This window comes from Pseudoalteromonas arctica, assembly GCF_012927645.1.
GTDB lineage: Bacteria > Pseudomonadota > Gammaproteobacteria > Enterobacterales > Alteromonadaceae > Pseudoalteromonas > Pseudoalteromonas arctica_A.
Genome location: NZ_JABBMT010000007.1, coordinates 21,006 through 39,504, shown reverse-complemented (window position 1 = coordinate 39,504; position 18,499 = coordinate 21,006). Strand labels below are relative to the sequence as shown.

Sequence of the window (18,499 nt, the reverse complement as noted above, 5' to 3'; positions counted from 1 at the left end):
CACCAAAGCGCTAGCTCCTAACTAGCGCTTTTATTCCCTTTGTTCTTGCTCCCCCAAAATGCTCTAAACAATCGCATCAACCCAAGCGTTGAAACCGCAATACCTACAATTACAAATTCAAAGTACCAGGGCGCGCCGTTGTAACCCATTGCTTGCCAACCTTTTTGCATATATGGCTGCATTGCGGGGATAAAGTGACACACAAACAAACCCAAAAAGAATAGAATGATCACTTCATCCATAATGGTTTTGTCGCGGTTCTTCAGCACCAGCAAGTCATAATCAGCGTCGTTTTGCTCGGCTTGCATGCAGCGCCTTGCTTTGGCTTCAAACTGGGCAATTTTAAAATTGTTTTCAGCCCGTGCTACATCGGCGGCCATTTCAGCCGCAATGCGTTTACGCTCAACATAGCCGCCGGTTAAATCGGCTATTGGGTCTGTGATGAACGATAATACTGATTTAATCCATCCCATTATTTAACCCTCATTAGTAATTTAATAAACGCCTTTGGGTCTTTGCTTATAGTTGCAATAAGTTTGTCGAACCCTTCAAGCAAATGCGGGGCAGCGTAAGCCGTCACCCCAATAACCCCAGTTTTTAAACTTTCGTCAAAGCCGCGCCACTCGCAAAACATAGCGGCAAGGTAGGCTGCAAATATCGCAATGAGTACACTCATAAAATAATGAAAAAACGTAAACTGCCGTTTGCTCAAGTACATTTGGATTGCGGCTGCTAAAAAACTCAACATAAGTAATTGCCCCCATTGTTTAATAAATTCAATTATGTTTAACCAGCTCATGCGCTTTCCTTAGGTGCTGGGTTTAGATCTGAATACTCAGGCTCTTTAAATTCAATATGCTGTGCAGTAGGCAAGTAGTTGTTGATCCCTTTAACATCTAATTGAAGGGGCACAACTTCGTTGTTGTAATACGCGCGGGTGATTTTGTCTAAATCACCAAAACCCGCGCTGTCGCCAGATGATTGACCGCTAAGTGCTTCTTGTGCCCGATGCATACTGAGCATGTCGTTAAGGGTAATTTTTTTAATACGCTCAAATTCGTCTTTAGTTGATATGTCGCCAACGGGCGTTATCTTTATCGACTTTTCAGCATCGGCCTTATTACTGCGAAAATTAAAAAACAAACTTCTAAAATTACCCACGCCTTTGCTATCGCGTATGGCATTCTTTAGTGCTGTTTCATCGGCATCACTTAAGTTCGGGTCGGCCATTGAGAATATAAAGCCCATGTGCGCACCGTTCTTGTAATAGCGGCGTCTAAATAATGTGGCATCCTCATTGAGTAAGGCCGATTGAATGCCGCCGTAATATTGCGGTATGCCGTAAATGCCTTGGGCGGGGTCGTACTCTTTTACGTGTATTACTTCACCGGCATTAAAATATATTGGCTGATTGCTGCGGTTACTTAATTGTGCATACACACCGCGGGTATCGGTATAACGCATGGTGAGTGCAGGCAAGTGGCGCAGTTTAATGACTTGCCCAAATGCGTTTTTAATAATCTGCAAATAAGCGTTACCGCTCCACAGCAAATCAAAAGCAAACTTACTAAGGGCTTGATGGCTCAATAGCGGGTTAGGTTTATACCACTTTAAGATCATGTTGCGCTTAAAGTAGAGTATTGGCCCATGCTGGGCATTTACACGCAGCAGCTTTACCAAACCTTGCAAACTAATGGGCGGTGCATAAATGCCGTTGCTGTCACTAAATACACCAATGTAATCAGTTAGCCGGTTATCTAAACAGGGCTCAGGATCGCCAAAGCTAAAAGTATCTGTTACGGCTGTTCGTTGATTGTAGTTCGGCAATTGGCCGTTACTCACTTGTAATCGTGGTTTACTCATTAAGCTGCAATTCCTACAGATGTTTGACGGCTGTGGGCATTGCCGTCCAGTGGTTCAAATTTCATAGCGTGCATAATTGCCCACGCAATATCGGCATGGCCTGTGGTCGCGGTGCGGTTTGTGGCATAGGTTATTTGATCGCCAACCACTTTACGGCGAATATTAATAAACGAGCTGGCAATATTTACCGCGTCCTGGTCAAACTCAAAACGGCGGTTTTTAATTACGTTAATGGCCTTAATAACCAGTTGGTTTTTAATAATTGGGTTGTAGTGTATGGGTTCAGCGTTAGGGTAAAATTTAGTGATCATTTCCCATACGCCGTAACCAATGCCCGTAGTATCAACACCAATGTGCTGCACGTTGTATTTTTCGGTGAGTAGTTTTATCTCTGCGGCCATGGCTTCAAAGTCATTCCCGCTTAAATCAATGGCCTCAAGTAGCCTAAACTTTTCGCCAGGTTTCATAGGGGCACTTAAAACAACAACACTGGCTTTATCACCAAAGCGGGCAGGGTCAAACCCAATGACCACAGGTTTTAATGCAAACGGGCGCTCGCACTCTAAATCAAAGTCATCCCATTTGGTTGAGTCACCAACACAGGCCATGATTTGTTTAAGGTTAAACGCGCTGTGGGCATCATCAATAAACTTACACATAAACAAGTTATTAAACTCATCCGTGCTGTATTCGTTTTCAAGTACGCTAATATCAATGCGGTCAAAGCCTGAATTCACCACATCGTGCACGGTGAGCATTTGGCGCCAAATACCATCGTCACACAGCATCCCGTTTTTAAGCGTTTTATGGCTAACATCAATCGCAAATTCAGGATCGTTACAAGCTTTAGTTTTACGATACCATTTACCATTCCAGTGATCATACGCTTCGTGGCTGGTAACACTTGGCGTACTAAAATACGTAACACGCAAATGTTTATGCGTCATCATAGCCTGTGCTAAACCGCGCAAATTTTTATAATTAGGTATCCAAAAAACTTCATCTATATATAAGTCGCCGGATTCTGATTGTGCAGTACGTGCATTAGTTGACTTAAATATCAGCTTAACCGTTTTTCCGCCGGCTAAATTAAGCACCATCGGCGAGCCGGTTAATTCAATATTAAAATGCTCACGGCACAGCGCCACAATATTTGCTTTAAATACTTCGGCTTGGTCACGGCTCGCGGATATAAATATTTTATTGCGGCCATTTACCACGGCATCGTAAAAGGCTTCAAACGCAAAATAGAAGGTTGCGCCAATTTGGCGGGGTTTTAATATAAATCGGGCGCGGTGGTCTTGGTTATCAAACCAATGTTTTTGGTGCGGGTAAAGTAGTTTGTCTTTAAGCTCGTTGAGCATTTCAAGCGTAATGCCTGAGCAATCGTTCTTCTTTTTCTTCTTCGATTTTTTATTACTGCCGCCACTATTATTGCTCCCCGTATCATTATTGGCACGTTGTTTAGGGGCAGGGGCAAGTTTGCTTTTATTAAGCGCACATAATTGGCGGGTGCAAAAATCTAACTCTTTGTAGTCGGCATCGGTTTTATCGTCTTTATCGGCCAGTACATTAATGCGTTTGCTAAACGCCATTTCGGCATTATAGCTTGGGCACATATCCTCCCACTTACCAGCTTCAGCCCAACGGCGAACGCTACGCGCACTTGGCATGTCGTCAAGCTCGGCTATTTCATCAACCGTGTAGCCCTCAACAACATACAAGTCTTGTGCTTTTTTGCGTATCTCTGGTCCGTAGTTCGCCTTCATATTGCACCGCTTTTATTAATCCATAGCGGCAGTGTATTCGTTATAAAACGCTTAATCTGTCAGTCAAAAACCTAACCATTCCTAAAAGTTAAATATAGGAATTTCAAAAAGTTAAACCGTTGGAAAGGATGTAAAAGAGGGTGCAAACTGCAAACTACTTTAAAGCAAAACGCTTAACTTAAACACATTTAAAAAGGGTTGTTTATGCCAGGTCAACTACGTACAAAACCGCTATCAATCGCCGCCGTTGGCATGACCGTTGATGGCCGTGAAATATCAGAGCAAGACGTAGCCGACATAGTAGAAACCTACAACCCGCGCAAATACGGCGCCCGCATTAATATTGATCACGAATTTAATTGGTCTGGCTGGGCTGCTAAAAACTTACATAACGTAGATATTCCCGGCATGTTGGGCGATGTAGTAAGTGTTGAAGCCTATGAAAACGAAGAAGGCGTTGTGTGCTTATACGCCGTACTTGCCCCCAATCAAGGGTTTGTTGAGCTGAACAAAGCAGACCAAGCGGTTTACTTTAGTATCGAAATTAGCCGCGACTTTATGGGCACGGGCAAAACCTACCTAACCGGCTTAGCAGTGACCGACTACCCAGCAAGCTGCTACACCGACCGAATCCATTTCAGTAGTAAGAGCAAGCCAGACGACAAGGACGTCGCCTTATTAACCGTTGATTTAGGGTCATGTGAGCCAATCGACACACCACCTAAAAAACCCTTTTTTAAACGACTATTCGCAAAGGAAGACCCCGACATGAAACCAGAAGAATTAGCCACAGCATTAAAAGATGCACTCGGCACACCGCTTGCCGAATTCGGCCAAAAGCTCGACGGCGTGATCACTAAGCTTGATTCATTCTCAACCACCAAAGTGGAAGACGAAGAAACGCCGCCAGAAGGCGAACAAAGCACAGAGCTAAGCCAAGTTAAAGAAGAGTTATCTTCAACTAAGCAGATGCTAACTGAGCTAACCGACAAGTTTGAAAAAGCATTAAAAATACCTGCGGGTGGCACAACCGACGCTGACGAAGAACCCGAAGGCGAAGAAGGCAAATACAGCAAATTGCTGTAAGTGCATCACCTTAACATTACTTAGCAAAACGCAGGAAAGCAGATGAAGACTAGAACAAGAGATTTATTCGTCGCCATCATGGCAGGCATGGCCGTTAATTACGGCGTTACCTCTATGAGTGAGCAATTCAATGTAGAGCCAACAGTAGAGCAGCGTTTATACGACGCCGTTTACGAGTCAGCTGAATTTTTACAGATGATCAACACCGCACCGGTTGATGACCTAGTTGGTCAATCGGTGATCATGAGTGTAGACGGTGGTATTACAGGCCGTGCAGGCGTAGAAACCGACGACACCAAAGAGCGTAAAACCCGCGATGTATCAAAGCTCGCTAAGCGTGAATACCGCTGTTACCCGGTTGAATGTGACATTCATATCACATGGGTAAAAATGGATCAGTGGTCTAAGTTCCCTGATTTTCATAATCGCTATCGTAACCACGTTCGCCAAGCAATCGCACTCGACATTATTAAAATTGGTTGGAATGGTACACACGTAGCCGATACAACTGACATTACAGCCTACCCAATGATGAACGATGTAAACATTGGTTGGTTGCAGTTGATCCGCCGCGATGCACCAGAGCGTGCAATTAGCGAAGGTGCAACCGCTGGCGAAATTCGCATTGGTGCCGGTGGCGATTACGAAAACTTAGACCAAGCGGTGCACGATGCATTGCAGGGTATTCCAGAGCATAAGCGTGCAAACATGGTAGCTATTATTGGCGACGAGTTATTAGCGCACGACAAAAATAAACTGTATGCAAAACAAGCCCATACACCAAGCGAAAAAACCAAGATTGAATTGCAGCAGGTGATTGATACCTACGGCGGTTTGATGACTTACAAGATCCCGTTTTTCCCCGCTCGCGGCATTTTAGTCACCAGTTTTGACAACTTAAGTCACTACGTACAAACGGGCTCAACGCGTACCAGTGTAGAAAACAACGCCAAAAAGAAACGTGTTGAAGATTACCTATCACGTAACGATTGCTACTACGTCGAAGACCTTGAAAAAGCAATGTACTTTGAGTCTGCAAACATCAAGTTACCAAACAGCGCAGGCGACGCCTGGGTATAAGTAACATTCCCAATTAGCCGCCCTTTCCCTAGTTTCGGGGCGGCTTTTTTTAACCAAATTAAAGAGTGTTTTTAAATGAGCTTAGTCAAAAAATCATTAGCCAAAGCAGTTAGCAGTGTACCAAGTAGCACTGAAAAGCAAGCGCCAACGGCAGCGGCAACAGCCACTCAAGCCAACGCGCCAGCAAACAACACCGAGCAAAACGAGTACCCGTTTTTTGCAGCGGCAATCGAATCTGACTTAGCTCAACTAAAAACATTTACTGATATTGCAGATAAAGCGACATACAAATCAGAAGCGCTACAGCGTAACGATTACCTAGGCTACATCAACCGCTATCGCTTAAGCGGCCAAAACCACCACAACAAAGTACTAGCATGGGTGTTTATTTGGCTAGTTGATTTAAAGCGCTGGGATGCAGTGTTAGAGCTATTGCCATTAATCATTGAGCAAAAGCAACCACTGCCAACCGTGTTTAATACCAAGCATTGGCCTGCGTTCGTTATCGACCAACTCTACGACGATGCAAATTACTACCTTGCTGAGTCAAAGCAGCAAGGCCTGCACGACATTGGCTTTACGCTGCATCGCTTAATTAATGTAGTTAAAAACCAAGATTGGGCAGGGCTTGAAGTGGTCGGCGGCAAGCTTTACGCCATAGCCGCAAAAGTAAACAAAGCACAGCTCAACTTAGGCAACGCCCTTTACTTTGCCGAAATGGCCCAAGCCATTAACGACAAAGCAGGCGTTAAAACCATGCTCAAAGAATTACAAAAAATGATTAAACCAGCGGAGTCAGACCAGCAAACCGCTGACTAGCTCCAACGCCAGCGGGCAACTTAGCACAACGTTAGCATTACTTGCTTAACGCGCGTGACTAAGTGGCGCCCGCACCCAATTTAATGTGTGTATTTTTACAGGTGCAATATGAACTTAAGCGGTATGCCACAAGCAGATTTACAAAGCATCAATGTTGATGTGCCAGGCAATGGCTATTACCCAGTGCTTAGCACCGCATATTTTATTGAGCACTACGCAATAGCCCAAGAGTATGCCAGCAAAAGTGCGATGCTTGTTGAAAAACTAAAACGCGCACAGGACGAAATTAACCAAGAACTAGCCAGCGCAGTGCTCACCAATGGCGAGCCATTAGACGCACAGCAAGTTATTTTTTATCACGATGCGGTTTACAGCAAAGCCAAAGCTAATTTACTGGTATCAAAGCTAGGCAGCACGCATCGCGACAGCGCCACAGCACAAAGCCAAACCGCCATTGATAATTATGAACACTGGCAACACCAAAGCATAAACGCATTGCGATTACTGCAATCGCTCAGCCCTAACTTATCGGTAGCGCTGTTATGAGCCAAAGCAAAATAGCAATGCTTAAACAGCATTTAGCAACTGCCGAATATCAAGGCCGTAACCTCGCGCTACGCACCCAGTTCGACAGCTGGATAGAAGGTGGTCGCATAGAGCCAAGTAGCAAAACGGTCAATGGCAACGGCTTATTAGCTGCGCGTTTTTATTACTCAGGGGTTATTAGCATAAACCCTTGTGCAGCACCGGCAGCATTGATCTGTGCGTTTGCATCGTTTTGGTTGCAAAACAATGGGGGTCGTTTTGATAGCACTGACATTGAATTTAGTGCCGACGTAAACGACGACAACAGCAACGAAGTAGAGCTAACGATTAACCAGCTTTGTGAAGACATAGAGCTAATACACACACCAAACGGCCCATTTGAATTAAACGGTAGTCGTTATGATTTTGGTGAACAAAGCCTGTGGATAGCTGAAGCGTTCACACTGCATGGTGAAGTAAGTGCTTAACGTCAAGTTTGACGAAGGGCAAAGCAAAGAACAATTAGCGTTTTTACAGCTCAAGCCAAATAAACGCAGCAACTTAATGCGTGGATTGATCAGAAGTGCAAACCGAAGCAGTAAAGGGCGAATAACCCAGCAAAAGGATTTAACTGGCAGAACGTGGAAGGGCAGAGCAAACGGCAAAAAAAAGAAAATGCTCACCAAGTTAAGGCGCCGAATGAAAGTACGTTACGGGCCAAATGACGCCAGTGTTTATTTTAACAATACGAGAACCGGCAAAATAGCCAGGGCGCAGCAAGAAGGGATAAGCATTACAGGGCAAGCACCTAAAAAAAATGGTGAGCAGCGTAAGGAAGGTTTAGCAACACGAAACCAAGCCCGTGCATTAATAGCCGAGGGCTACAAAATACCACGCGGTAAAGGAAAAGGTGCAAAACGCGCAAGTATTAAATGGATAACAGAGCACTTAAGTAAAAATCAAGCAGGGTTTTTACTACGCGAATTAAAGGGCAGCTCAAGCAAGAGCACATGGCAAATTGACTTGCCAGCCCGCTCCTTTTTGGGGCAAACCGTTGCTGAACAAAAACAGCAGCAAAGTTTTATTTTAAACAAAGCTATGCAAGTGGCGTAGCGCAAAGCAAAAAGGAACGACCATGGCACAAGGTAAAGTATCCGTTGCCGCCATTCAAACAGGCAGTGGCGCTACAAAACAAGTGGAACGCAGCGTATTGTTTTTAGGCCAAGCGCCCGAAAACAATGGCAGCATTTTACCAATCAATGCACAAAGTGATTTTGATGATCTGTTTGGCGCCGCCGACTCACCATTAAAAACTCAAGTAAAAGCATGGCAACGCAACGGCGACGATTTAGTTAGCGGCTACGCTATCCCGCATGGCGTGGGTGACGACGTAATGGCACTCATTGATCAAGCAATGGACCAAGACGTTAGCCCAGAAATCATCGTTATTTGTACGCCCGTAACAGGCAAGGCCGAAATTGAAAGCTACCAAGCAAAAGCGCTTGAGATTTTATCAAGCCTTGCGCGCCGCGTTCGTTTTTTACTTGCAGCTCCTGGTTTAACGCCAGAGCAAAACTGGCCTGATTTAGTTACCGCATTACAGCCATTAAACGATGGCGTAGTGGGTGACCGCGTTGCCGTTATCCCGCTTTTATTTGGTGACGAACTAGGCGCAGTTACAGGGCGTTTATGTAAAAGTGCAGTCACTATTGCTGACAGCCCAATGCGCGTATTGACTGGTGCAATGTCGCTCATGCCTTTGCCAGCAGATGCCGCAGGCAACCCGTTAACCAACTCAACCACCGCCGCGCTCGACGCACTGCGTTTTAGTTGCACCCAGTTTTACCCTGATTTTGACGGCGTTTATTTTGGTGACGTAAACATGCTAGATGCTGAGGGCGGTGATTTTCAGCAAATTGAAACAGGCCGCATTGTTGATAAAGCAGCGCGAGCAGTTCGCATTATTGCAATTCAGCAAATTAAAAACCGCCGCTTAAATAACAGCACCAGCGGTATTGAATTTGGCAAGCGTGTAATGGGTAAACCCCTTCGTGATATGAGCAAGTCCATCAACATTGGCGCCGACAAGTTCCCGGGCTTAATTGATGCGCCAAAAGACGACAGCATCAACCTTACCTTTATGGACGCGCGTACATTGCAAGTCGTGCTTAAAGTAAAACCAATTGATTCCCCGAGCACCATTATTGTTGGGATCATGTTAGACGACGCAGAATAGGAGCGCGAACATGCAAAAAGTATTAGGCGGCAAGGACTTCGACATATTCATTGGTAACTCAATGGTCCATGTCATGGAAGCCACAGTAAAAATTACCGACGGCCGCACGGTAAAAAAAGTGCGCGGCATTCCCAAAGGCTTTATTGATGGCCCAGTTGAAGGCGAAGTAACCCTGAAACTTGATCACGAAAACTGGTTGATCGTGCAAGCGCAAGCAGAAAAAGCAGGCAGCTGGAAAGGCATTGAGCCGTTCGACGTGGCATTTAATGCCGAGGTAGCAGCAGGCAAAAAGAACATTGAAGCCTTTGGTTGTTTACCGCAATTAGAAGAGCTTTTAAACATCAAAGCAGATGGCGGCGAAGAAGACACCACTTCAATTAAGTGTCCGATCACCAGCCCTGATTTTGTCAAAATTAACGGCGTGCCATACCTAACTGCTGACGAAGTGAGAGACCTGTAATGACTAAAGCCATTCGAAATTTAACCGCTGCAACACTACTTAACACCATGCAAGCGTGTGGGCATAAGGTGTTTGAAGGTGAATTAAACCTAAACATTATAGGTATTCGCCATGCAAACACCCGTGCTAATACGTTCAATGATGCTATTTGTGTGCTGTATCAACAGGGTGGCGAATGGCAGTTAACGCAGTACAAAGCCACAACCGATGCAGGCCATTACTGGCGCAAACACCCAATGAACCTAGACGGCACAGCGGTACTAATTGCAGGCCAGCACAAAAGTTTGTGGACGTTGGGTTATCACCAGGGCAAATACCGTGCCCTTGTACAACATAAACCCGTTGTTGTTCTACGCGACAACAACCACGACACCGAGTTAGACACGGACGTCACACCCCAAGCAGTACTACAACAAGGTTACTTTGGCATTAACTGCCACCGCGCCAACAGCAAGGTCACATCAACGCAAGTTGATAAATGGTCAGCCGGTTGCCAGGTGTTTGCAAGCCCAAATGACTTTGATGAATTTATTGCTTTGTGTGAGCAATCAGCAGCCAAGTATGGCCCTTATTTTACCTACACACTGCTAGAGCAAGCAGATATTAAAGAGAGTATTGATCATGGCGTTTGAGAAACACATCACATTAGAAACCCCCGTTGGCGAAATTACATTTAACGTCAATGGCGCTGACTACAACAAATACATTAACTCGACTCAGCCGAACAACAAGGTGCAGCCGGCGACTAACTTTTTATTAAACACAGTGGTTGAAGCCGACGCTAAAAAGCTCAAAGAGCTGGTACAGCAACCGGGTGCCGCGCTGTTTTTAGTGGGGGCCATTGTTGAAGAATACCAACCCGAGTTTAATTTTACGGTAAAAAAATCGAAAGCCGAGCCAAGCAAATAGGCAAAAGCAGGCTTGATCAGTTACTGGCATACCACGCTAAATATTTTGGCAATCTACCAGTAACTGACGAGAGCTTGGCACAGGCGCTTTACCTTGAAACATCACAGCAAGAAAACTTTGTAACCGCCGTAAATAACGGCATTTGCACAGCATTAGGCGGCGAGTAATTAATGGCAACACTCAGCAAATTAGACAAGCTTACTTATTCAATCGGCATCATTGACAAAGTCACTGGGCCGGTTAATAAGGTCATGGCTAAAATTAATCAGCTGAGCCAGCAAACCGCCGCCGCTCAAGAACAAATGATGCGCGGCGCAGCCACAGCCGTCGGTGGTGGTTACGCCCTTGCAAAATCACTTGCGCCGGCAATTGATCACGTTGCCGCATTAGGAGAAGTGCAATCGCTCGGCGTTGCCGACGACGCATTGCAAAAACTAACCAAAACATCATACGAATTTGGCTTTCAGTTCGGCGGTAACTCTGCCGAGTTTGTGCGCAGTGCATACGATATTCAATCAGCCATTGCCGGACTAACGGGTGATGAGCTATCCGAGTTTACTAAAACATCAAATATATTAGCTGTAGCGACCAAGGCGGATGCGGCCACCATCACCAGTTATATGGGCACCATGTATGGCATCTTTGAAAAAACCGCTAATAAGATGGGCAAAGCGAATTGGGTAAACCAAATAGCAGGGCAAACCGCCACCGCCGTACAGCTATACAAAACCACCGGTGCAGAAATGCAAGCCGCGTTTTCAAACCTTGGGGCGACCGCGACAAACATTGGCTTAAGCTCGGCTCAACAATTCGCGTTAGTGGGCGAACTGCAACTGGTTGCTAAATCAGGATCAGTGGCTGGTACACAAGCGGCTTCATTATTACAAGGGATTGGTAAAGCGCAAGATGCATTAGGCATAAAATTAACCGCTGATAACGGCGACATGCTCGCGATTGATGTGGTGCTAGGGCGTATTAATAACCGCTTATCCTCACTGGGTTCTGTAGCGCGTGGCGATGTACTGACTCAAATATTTGGTAAACAAGGTGCAAAAGCCGTTGATGTACTCAGCACTAAAGTAGACAAATTAAAAGACGGCATCACCGTTTTTGAAAACGTGCAAGATAACTCCAAAGCCTTGGAAATGGCAAACATCATTGCCAGCCCATGGGATCGTTTAGGCGGTTCATTTAATGCTGCGGCCACCGCAATGGGTAACCGCTTATTGCCTGTGGTTGAGCCGTTCGTTGAAATGCTCGCCGCCGGCTTTGCGGGCATTGTGTCACTGACTGAGAGATTCCCAGTTTTATCCAGCGCCCTTGCAACCTTAATTGTTGGTGTAGTGGGGGTGGTCACGGTATTTGGGTTGTTAAACTTTTCTATGGGGTTACTTAAATTTTCAGGTCTTACATTAGCGCCTGTTTTAGGTGGGCTAAAATACGCAACGGGGCTTTATACAAAAGCGAACACAGCGCTATTTTTATCACTCAACACAACCACTAAAGCAACCCAAGGGGCAACACTTGCTAATAAAATTTATACGGCTGTCATGGCGCGAGCAACGTTAGCGCAAAGCAGGTTTAATACCACAGCTGCCTTTACTGGTGGCTATATTCCTGCAATTGGCGCTTACGCAAAAGGAGCGGTTGCGAGTATAAGTAAGTTCGCTATGGGGCTATTTAACGTCACCCGAATAATGCATTTTTTAAACGTTGCACTACTTGCCAACCCGATTGGAATAATAATTGGCTTAGTGGTTTTGCTTGCCGCACTTATCTATAAATTTTGGCAACCCATCAAGGCCTTTATGAGTGGTTTTTGGGATGGTTTTGTACACAGTTTTTCACCAGTCATTGAGGTGTTTAGCGAGCTAGGTGCAGCATTTTCACCTATTATTAACGCAGTTAAAAGCGTGTTCAGTTGGTTTGCATCTTTATTTACACCAGTAGAGCAATCAAGTCAGGCATTAGAGGGTGTTACATCTGCCGGTGAAGTTTTCGGATTAGTGTTTGGCGCCGCATTAAACTTAATACTGTTTCCAATCAAAGCAGTTATTTGGTTTATAACTAAGCTTGTTAATGGCATCACGTGGATAGCGAGCGCGATTAGCGATATGTGGAGCGCGGTTAAAACACCACTTAGCAGTTTTTTTGACTTTATTAAAACCGTATTTGGTTACTCGCCAATGGGTATGATGATGAAAGGCTACGGCAAAGCGTTCGACTGGTTAAGTGAAAAGGTAGGTGGTTTAAAAGGTATTGCCGATTCAATAAAAGGCTTCTTTGGTTTTGGTGATGATGAAACAGAAATAAAAGCAACAAAAGTAACGCAAGCCGCGCAACCAAAAACAATGGGTATGCAAAACGCAGATCAAGCATACAGCCGCGACTACGGCCAAGGCGTGATCAGCAAGGCAAACGCGCCAGCCGAGCAAGCCAGCTCGCAATACATAGCACCAAATAGCCCTGTAAATTATGCAGCACCTAAAGTTGCAACGCTTACAGAAACTGAAAATGTGCGCGTGATCAGCAAGGCAAACGCGCCAGCCGAGCAAGCCAGCCCGCAATACATAGCGCCAAATAGCCCTGTAAATTATGCAGCGCCTAAAGTTACAACTCTTACAGAAACTGAAAATGTGCGCGTGGTGGCAGCGGCAAACCAAGCAGCAAACGATCCTGTTTATTCAGCTCAACCAAAAGCAATGACCGAGCGTGAAGCCGCAAACGATGCCTTTAAATTTACTATTCAGCGCTTGCCAGCTGTACCAACCGACACCACCGCACCGTTAAATTTACAGGCGCAAGCACGTAGCCAAACGTTAATAAATAACGCATTCCCAAGCGTTAAAAATAACGCAGTAACCACAAATGCTAGCGGTGGTGCAAACTCAACTAGTGCAACAACGGCCAACATAAATAACAGTGCTATTAACTCAGCATTCCAAAACAGCACAGCCAACAGTTTTACTAATGCGGCTAATTCGCCTTTACAGCCGTTGCCAACGACTAAAACAGATCAGGCAATTACCAACACAGAAAACAGCAGTGTCATTAATTCGGCCTTAGGGTTACAGGGTAATAGCGCCGTCAATAAAATGAACTACACACTAGCGCCAACAAACCAAGCTACCAATAGCTATGCTGCAGCAAATGACATAACAGCTAATGCGGTTAACAAAACCGCATCGCGCACAGCCACAAATAACTATGTTGGACATAGCGAACAATCAACACCGTTCGCCCCACAATCAGCGCTACAAAATACCGTTAACAGCACAGCTAACAATTTTACTAACGCGGCCAATTTGCCCGTATTTAGTAGCACACAAGTACAGCTATCAGGCGTTAACCAAACGGTTTCACCTTTACAGCCGTTGCCAACGGCTAAAACAGATCAGGCAATTACCAACGTAGCCAATGCCGGTGCGTACAAAGTGGATCAACTAAGTACTGAGCAACAACAGCAAAGCAATAGCTATAAAGCCAAAGTGCAAAAGTCTGCGTTTTTACAAAACCTAACGAGCAATACAGATAACAGCAGTTCTAGCGACAGCGACAATCGTAAAAGTGTGCACATTGACAGCTTAACGATTAAGTCAGATGACGTAGCGCAAAGCTTTGAACAAATGATGGAGTTAGCCGGCTAATGAATTTTGATATATCGCTGCATATAGATTTAGAAATACAAGATAACGACTTTGTACTCAACGACTCGTTAAGCCCAAGCACATTAAAAAAGGCTGATGTTATCGCGCAGGATATTAAGCACCGAATTTTAGAAAGCGGGCTATTAACTAAGCTTGTTGGCCTGCGTAATAAAAACGGTATAGCACCTATTTTAACTGAGCTTGAATTACTCACAGAGCAAGACAATCGCATTAAGCCAGGCACTATAAAAGTGTACAGAAATGACGACGGTACATTAAGCATCACCGCGCAAACGCGCCAATACGGAGGCCTACAAAGTGGAATTTAAAACCTTAATGCAAAAAGCAGGCTTGCCAATGGACGAGCAAACGGCGCAAATGCAGTGGCAAGCACAGCTGAAAGAGCAAAATATCCAAGTTGCTAACAACTCACCGTTTGGCCCGTTCTGGCGAACCGTTGAAGCGCTGATCACTAAGCCCGTTGTACAGCTATTTAACTGGATAGCGACGCAGCTAATGCCTGACTTATTTATTATGACTGCCAGCCGAACTGCACTCATTGAGCGTCACGGCCCTGGGCGTAATGTATTTATTCAAGCCGGTGTAAAAGCACAAGGCATACTCACGTTTACGAGACTCAATACCGAAGGTGAAAGCTCGGTTGTTGCCGGCACACAAGTTGTGACTGATGTGCTAGGGGATAAAACGTACACACTCATATTGTTGCAAGATGTTTATTTTAGCGACGGCCAAAGCACTGCGTATGCGCAAGCTGAAGCTACAGAAACAGGCGTTGCGTTTAACTTACCCGCTCATGCTTATCGCTACTTTACAGAACAACAAGACGGGATCACAGTAACCAACAACGATGATTGGTTAATTAAGCCAGGTTCCGACGATGAAAGCACCGAGCATTACCGCCTGCGCATCCGTAACGTGTTTGGCACCGCTGCGCGCTGGCATATTAACGCCGTGTATAAACAAATTATTGCCAGCTTTGCAGTACCAATAGACAACATAGAAATACAAAATGATGCACCACGCGGGCCAGGTACTGCCAATGCCTATATTTATTTAGATGTGGGTCCCGTGCCAACAGCACTATTGAGCGCGATTAACCAGCATATTCGCAGTGCTGGCCACCATGGTTTAGGTGACGACTTTATGGTTTACGCCATGGCAAACACTGGCTTTAATGTTACCGCTACCTATAAATTACACCCACAAAGCGACAGTATTCAAAGCGAGCTAACAACATTTATACAAGCCGCATTCAGGCAAAACGCAGCGTATGCACCCACACGCGTAGCGCATCAAACGGTGTTCAGCATTAGCCAATTAATAGCAGAATGCCACGAGCAATTTAGCGAGCTTAAATCAATTAAATTTGATATTGACGACATAACCGCCGCGAACTGGCTGCCGGTACTTACATCATTAACCGTTAATGAGGTGGCAAATGGCTAATGAAATCGCCACCTGGTTAAACAAAGGCTACGCCGAAAAACTCGTAAAAGCGGCAACCGGTTACTGGGAGCAATCACGTGACTACGTTATGTGGGCTGTAAACCAAAAAGACGAATCGAAAAACGAAGAGCCCGTATTAGGTTTTTTAGCGTGGGAGCGTTTAACAAACCGCTTAGATGACGAACCAATCGAGCTATACCGCAAGCGCGTGCAGCATGCATTGGTAAATACAATAGATGCCGGTGAAATTGCCTCAGTTAAAAGTATTTTTGAGCGCCTTGGGTTAGAAGTACTTAACGTGCGTGAACGCATAAGCGGACGAGACTGGGACATTATCGCCATTGATATGACCGACTCAACACTCGCAGGCAATAGCAATTTAATCCCAGAGCTAATACAGCTCTACGGCCGTACATGCCGCCGTTATGAATTAACCGTGCATAACAAAGCTGATGTATCGCTAAGCTTGGGGCTAACGCATGTGCAATGGGATAGCTGCCACATTGATCACCCACTGCATTTAGCCGCACAAAATAAAGCCGCGCAGCAATACAGCCATGGTTTTATTGACTTGCAAAATGAAAGTAGCCACGCGCCACTGCATGCAATAACGCACAACGTAAAGCACACACTGCCTACTGAGTTGCTATATCAATTTTTAGGGCTCGATAACTTAGTGAGTAACACCGCACATCAAGCAATAAACACCGATGTACAGCATGTTATTGCGGCACATCACCACTATGGATTTTTAAGTAAAGAGGGCGGTGTCAGTATCGCCAAGGAGATACTATGAGCGAAGCCATCACCGGCATTATGACCAACGCCGGTAAAAACTACATCACCACACGCGCGCTAGAAAACAAAGGGCTCGATGTAAAAGAGCTGGTATTAGCAAACATACCAAACCTAAACGAGCACGCTGAGCGCAACCCAAATGAGCAAATGCCGAGCTCGTTAAGAATAACGCATCGTCGCAATATTGATGTGTCTGGCTATGTTGACGCAAACACCGTTGCATGGGCTGTAGTGCTAGAGCAAGACATCGGCGACTTTGACTACAACTGGATAGGCCTAGTAACAAAAGACGGCACATTATTAGCCGTCGATTACTTGCCATTACAGCGCAAACGCCAAGGTGTAAATAACGTACACAACCGATCGTTTGTGCTTAAGTTTGCAGCAGCGGCGGCACTGGCTCGCATTACCATCCCTGCGCAATCATGGATGTTTGATTACAGCCCGCAAATTGATGCACTAAACGCGCTATCACTAACAACAGCAACTGCGCAGGTAAACAACATGTACCGCACGTTGCGTAACTTTTTCTTAATGTCAGATTTTACAGTATTTACTAAGGAACTATGATGAGCATTGAACAAATCAACGAAATCGTAACAGCGGCAGACCGTGTGGTTACAGCGGTAGAAAACAAAGCAGCCGAGATAGACTCAAAAACAGCTGCGCTAGCCAGCGACTACAACAGTAAAAAAGCCGCACTTGATCAGCAAGTCGCAGCAAACTCAGCGCAACTCGCAATCGTTGCATCAGACGGCTACCGCAAAGCAATCGAAGACGCGTCAGGTGGCCGTAATACTGTAGTAATCGACGAGCAAGGCAACCCAAATGTCATGGTGCGCGTCCAGCGTTTTAATTACGAAGACATCAACCAAGCAATTCTTGATCGCCTTGGCGTTGACTTAATGCTAGGCACAGGTACACCAACCATGTTCCAGCGTAACGGCGAGCAAATGGGTGAGGTACTCATTGCAAAATACCTAGCATCATCAGGCGCTAATGGCGGCTGTTCGGTAATTGGTGGTGTGCAGCCACGTACATCAGTTGATTACGATGTAGCAAAAGCGCTGTGTAACAAGAAGGGCGCAGGCTGGCACATGATGAGCATTCACGAGTGGGCTGCAATAGCGCTATGGTCACTAGCCAATGACACCGTACCACGCGGCAATACAAACTATGCCCGCAGCCACGAAAACAAATTAGAAACAGCCCGTAGTAGCGATAATGGCATACCGGGAGATGCGTCAGGGCTTGCAAGAACCGACACCGGTAAAGGCCCTGCAACATGGTCGCACGACCACACAGAATGGGGCATTCAAGATCTTGTTGGCAACGTGTGGGAGTGGCTAGACCAAATGATGCTTAGCGAAGGCCAAGTAATCACTACGCTAGATAACAACCCAGAAATCGTAGAGGAAAACTGGATCAAGCATTCAGCTTATTTTGATTCACCAGTCGCAAACACAGAAGGCACCGACAGTGCTGGATCTCCAGTACTTAACAGCGCAATTACAAACCGTAACGGCCCAATCGGCGAAGATAGTAACGACAACCCATATTTAACAAACAGTCACTTTGCAGCAATTACAAAATCAGAAACGTATCAAAAGGTTGAGATATTGCGCCGTTTGCTAATTGAATCCGAATCAACAACCACTGTGTCGGGTGCAATCTACTGCCGAAATTATGGCAATCGCTTCCCGCGACGTGGCGGCAACTGGTACGGTGGCTCGCTCGCTGGCTTGGGCGCGCTCAACCTCCGCAGTGGCCGTTCGAGTACGCCCAGTGATCTCGGTTTTCGTCCCGCTTTCTTTGCGTAATTGGTTATTGAAATTTGAAC

21 protein-coding genes are annotated in these 18,499 nt (G+C 45.6%); 17 read left to right on the top strand and 4 right to left on the bottom strand.

The features are described 5' to 3' along the window. Positions 1–17: 17 nt before the first annotated feature. From HHO47_RS06365 to HHO47_RS06350, 4 genes are read right to left on the bottom strand one after another with little or no spacing between them, the layout of a single operon-like run. Positions 18–473 carry a hypothetical protein gene (locus HHO47_RS06365; protein ID WP_169019538.1) on the bottom strand — a complete coding sequence of 152 codons (456 nt, stop codon included), beginning with the start codon at positions 471–473 and terminating at the stop codon, positions 18–20. Next, a complete protein-coding gene (locus HHO47_RS06360; protein WP_169019537.1) occupies positions 473–799 on the bottom strand; it encodes a phage holin family protein in 327 nt (108 codons plus the stop codon). The genes HHO47_RS06365 and HHO47_RS06360 overlap by 1 nt, the downstream gene beginning before the upstream one ends. After that, positions 796–1,863, bottom strand: coding sequence for a phage portal protein (locus tag HHO47_RS06355; RefSeq protein WP_169019536.1), 1,068 nt, complete (start codon positions 1,861–1,863; stop codon positions 796–798). The genes HHO47_RS06360 and HHO47_RS06355 overlap by 4 nt, the downstream gene beginning before the upstream one ends. Beyond that, positions 1,863–3,632, bottom strand: coding sequence for a terminase large subunit domain-containing protein (locus tag HHO47_RS06350; RefSeq protein ID WP_169019535.1), 1,770 nt, complete (start codon positions 3,630–3,632; stop codon positions 1,863–1,865). Before HHO47_RS06350 ends, HHO47_RS06355 begins: the two co-directional genes overlap by 1 nt. Positions 3,633–3,836: 204 nt before the next feature. Here HHO47_RS06350 and HHO47_RS06345 point away from each other — a divergent pair, with 204 nt between their 5' ends. From HHO47_RS06345 to HHO47_RS06270, 17 genes are all read left to right on the top strand, one after another. Continuing rightward, a complete protein-coding gene (locus tag HHO47_RS06345; protein ID WP_169019534.1) occupies positions 3,837–4,718 on the top strand; it encodes a GPO family capsid scaffolding protein in 882 nt (293 codons plus the stop codon). Between the two features lie 42 nt (positions 4,719–4,760). Further along, positions 4,761–5,798: a phage major capsid protein, P2 family gene (locus HHO47_RS06340; RefSeq protein ID WP_169019533.1), complete on the top strand. Its 1,038-nt coding sequence runs from the start codon at positions 4,761–4,763 to the stop codon at positions 5,796–5,798. 75 nt (positions 5,799–5,873) lie between these two features. Continuing rightward, positions 5,874–6,617 (top strand): phage terminase small subunit, encoded by a 744-nt coding sequence (gpM, locus tag HHO47_RS06335; protein ID WP_169019532.1) that lies wholly within the window; start codon positions 5,874–5,876, stop codon positions 6,615–6,617. Positions 6,618–6,725: 108 nt separating this feature from the next. Continuing rightward, positions 6,726–7,163: a head completion/stabilization protein gene (locus HHO47_RS06330; RefSeq protein ID WP_169019531.1), complete on the top strand. Its 438-nt coding sequence runs from the start codon at positions 6,726–6,728 to the stop codon at positions 7,161–7,163. Beyond that, positions 7,160–7,630, top strand: a complete 471-nt coding sequence (locus tag HHO47_RS06325; RefSeq protein WP_169019530.1) for a phage tail protein — start codon at positions 7,160–7,162, stop codon at positions 7,628–7,630. The genes HHO47_RS06330 and HHO47_RS06325 overlap by 4 nt, the downstream gene beginning before the upstream one ends. Next, on the top strand, positions 7,623–8,255 hold the full coding sequence (locus tag HHO47_RS06320; RefSeq protein WP_169019529.1) for a phage virion morphogenesis protein: 633 nt from the start codon (positions 7,623–7,625) through the stop codon (positions 8,253–8,255). The genes HHO47_RS06325 and HHO47_RS06320 overlap by 8 nt, the downstream gene beginning before the upstream one ends. 22 nt (positions 8,256–8,277) lie before the next feature. Continuing rightward, on the top strand, positions 8,278–9,378 hold the full coding sequence (locus HHO47_RS06315; protein ID WP_169019528.1) for a DUF2586 domain-containing protein: 1,101 nt from the start codon (positions 8,278–8,280) through the stop codon (positions 9,376–9,378). A gap of 10 nt (positions 9,379–9,388) precedes the next feature. Beyond that, positions 9,389–9,838: a phage protein gene (locus HHO47_RS06310; RefSeq protein ID WP_169019527.1), complete on the top strand. Its 450-nt coding sequence runs from the start codon at positions 9,389–9,391 to the stop codon at positions 9,836–9,838. Continuing rightward, positions 9,838–10,470 (top strand): hypothetical protein, encoded by a 633-nt coding sequence (locus HHO47_RS06305; RefSeq protein WP_169019526.1) that lies wholly within the window; start codon positions 9,838–9,840, stop codon positions 10,468–10,470. Before HHO47_RS06310 ends, HHO47_RS06305 begins: the two co-directional genes overlap by 1 nt. Further along, entirely contained in the window at positions 10,460–10,747 is a 288-nt protein-coding gene (locus HHO47_RS06300; RefSeq protein WP_169019525.1) for a putative phage tail assembly chaperone, read from the top strand. Before HHO47_RS06305 ends, HHO47_RS06300 begins: the two co-directional genes overlap by 11 nt. Continuing rightward, the gene (locus HHO47_RS19740) at positions 10,723–10,914 is read left to right on the top strand and encodes a DUF6890 family protein (RefSeq protein ID WP_404698972.1); all 192 of its coding nucleotides are present in this window, start codon (positions 10,723–10,725) and stop codon (positions 10,912–10,914) included. Before HHO47_RS06300 ends, HHO47_RS19740 begins: the two co-directional genes overlap by 25 nt. A gap of 3 nt (positions 10,915–10,917) precedes the next feature. Then, positions 10,918–14,394 (top strand): phage tail tape measure protein, encoded by a 3,477-nt coding sequence (locus HHO47_RS06295; RefSeq protein WP_169019524.1) that lies wholly within the window; start codon positions 10,918–10,920, stop codon positions 14,392–14,394. Beyond that, on the top strand, positions 14,394–14,723 hold the full coding sequence (locus HHO47_RS06290) for a DUF2590 family protein (protein ID WP_169019523.1): 330 nt from the start codon (positions 14,394–14,396) through the stop codon (positions 14,721–14,723). Before HHO47_RS06295 ends, HHO47_RS06290 begins: the two co-directional genes overlap by 1 nt. Further along, entirely contained in the window at positions 14,713–15,861 is a 1,149-nt protein-coding gene (locus HHO47_RS06285) for a baseplate J/gp47 family protein (protein ID WP_169019522.1), read from the top strand. The genes HHO47_RS06290 and HHO47_RS06285 overlap by 11 nt, the downstream gene beginning before the upstream one ends. Further along, positions 15,854–16,657 (top strand): hypothetical protein, encoded by an 804-nt coding sequence (locus tag HHO47_RS06280; RefSeq protein ID WP_169019521.1) that lies wholly within the window; start codon positions 15,854–15,856, stop codon positions 16,655–16,657. The genes HHO47_RS06285 and HHO47_RS06280 overlap by 8 nt, the downstream gene beginning before the upstream one ends. After that, on the top strand, positions 16,654–17,229 hold the full coding sequence (locus tag HHO47_RS06275; RefSeq protein ID WP_169019520.1) for a phage tail protein: 576 nt from the start codon (positions 16,654–16,656) through the stop codon (positions 17,227–17,229). Before HHO47_RS06280 ends, HHO47_RS06275 begins: the two co-directional genes overlap by 4 nt. Further along, on the top strand, positions 17,229–18,479 hold the full coding sequence (locus tag HHO47_RS06270) for an SUMF1/EgtB/PvdO family nonheme iron enzyme (RefSeq protein ID WP_169019631.1): 1,251 nt from the start codon (positions 17,229–17,231) through the stop codon (positions 18,477–18,479). The genes HHO47_RS06275 and HHO47_RS06270 overlap by 1 nt, the downstream gene beginning before the upstream one ends. Positions 18,480–18,499 lie beyond the last annotated feature (20 nt).

Bases quoted from the DNA above. Each gene is read 5' to 3' on its own strand.
- HHO47_RS06365 (WP_169019538.1), bottom strand. From the start codon at position 473: ATGGGATGGATTAAATCAGTATTATCGTTCATCACAGACCCAATAGCC.
- HHO47_RS06360 (WP_169019537.1), bottom strand. From the start codon at position 799: ATGAGCTGGTTAAACATAATTGAATTTATTAAACAATGGGGGCAATTA.
- HHO47_RS06355 (WP_169019536.1), bottom strand. From the start codon at position 1,863: ATGAGTAAACCACGATTACAAGTGAGTAACGGCCAATTGCCGAACTAC.
- HHO47_RS06350 (WP_169019535.1), bottom strand. From the start codon at position 3,632: ATGAAGGCGAACTACGGACCAGAGATACGCAAAAAAGCACAAGACTTG.
- HHO47_RS06345 (WP_169019534.1), top strand. From the start codon at position 3,837: ATGCCAGGTCAACTACGTACAAAACCGCTATCAATCGCCGCCGTTGGC.
- HHO47_RS06340 (WP_169019533.1), top strand. From the start codon at position 4,761: ATGAAGACTAGAACAAGAGATTTATTCGTCGCCATCATGGCAGGCATG.
- gpM (WP_169019532.1), top strand. From the start codon at position 5,874: ATGAGCTTAGTCAAAAAATCATTAGCCAAAGCAGTTAGCAGTGTACCA.
- HHO47_RS06330 (WP_169019531.1), top strand. From the start codon at position 6,726: ATGAACTTAAGCGGTATGCCACAAGCAGATTTACAAAGCATCAATGTT.
- HHO47_RS06325 (WP_169019530.1), top strand. From the start codon at position 7,160: ATGAGCCAAAGCAAAATAGCAATGCTTAAACAGCATTTAGCAACTGCC.
- HHO47_RS06315 (WP_169019528.1), top strand. From the start codon at position 8,278: ATGGCACAAGGTAAAGTATCCGTTGCCGCCATTCAAACAGGCAGTGGC.
- HHO47_RS06310 (WP_169019527.1), top strand. From the start codon at position 9,389: ATGCAAAAAGTATTAGGCGGCAAGGACTTCGACATATTCATTGGTAAC.
- HHO47_RS06305 (WP_169019526.1), top strand. From the start codon at position 9,838: ATGACTAAAGCCATTCGAAATTTAACCGCTGCAACACTACTTAACACC.
- HHO47_RS06300 (WP_169019525.1), top strand. From the start codon at position 10,460: ATGGCGTTTGAGAAACACATCACATTAGAAACCCCCGTTGGCGAAATT.
- HHO47_RS06295 (WP_169019524.1), top strand. From the start codon at position 10,918: ATGGCAACACTCAGCAAATTAGACAAGCTTACTTATTCAATCGGCATC.
- HHO47_RS06290 (WP_169019523.1), top strand. From the start codon at position 14,394: ATGAATTTTGATATATCGCTGCATATAGATTTAGAAATACAAGATAAC.
- HHO47_RS06280 (WP_169019521.1), top strand. From the start codon at position 15,854: ATGGCTAATGAAATCGCCACCTGGTTAAACAAAGGCTACGCCGAAAAA.
- HHO47_RS06275 (WP_169019520.1), top strand. From the start codon at position 16,654: ATGAGCGAAGCCATCACCGGCATTATGACCAACGCCGGTAAAAACTAC.
- HHO47_RS06270 (WP_169019631.1), top strand. From the start codon at position 17,229: ATGAGCATTGAACAAATCAACGAAATCGTAACAGCGGCAGACCGTGTG.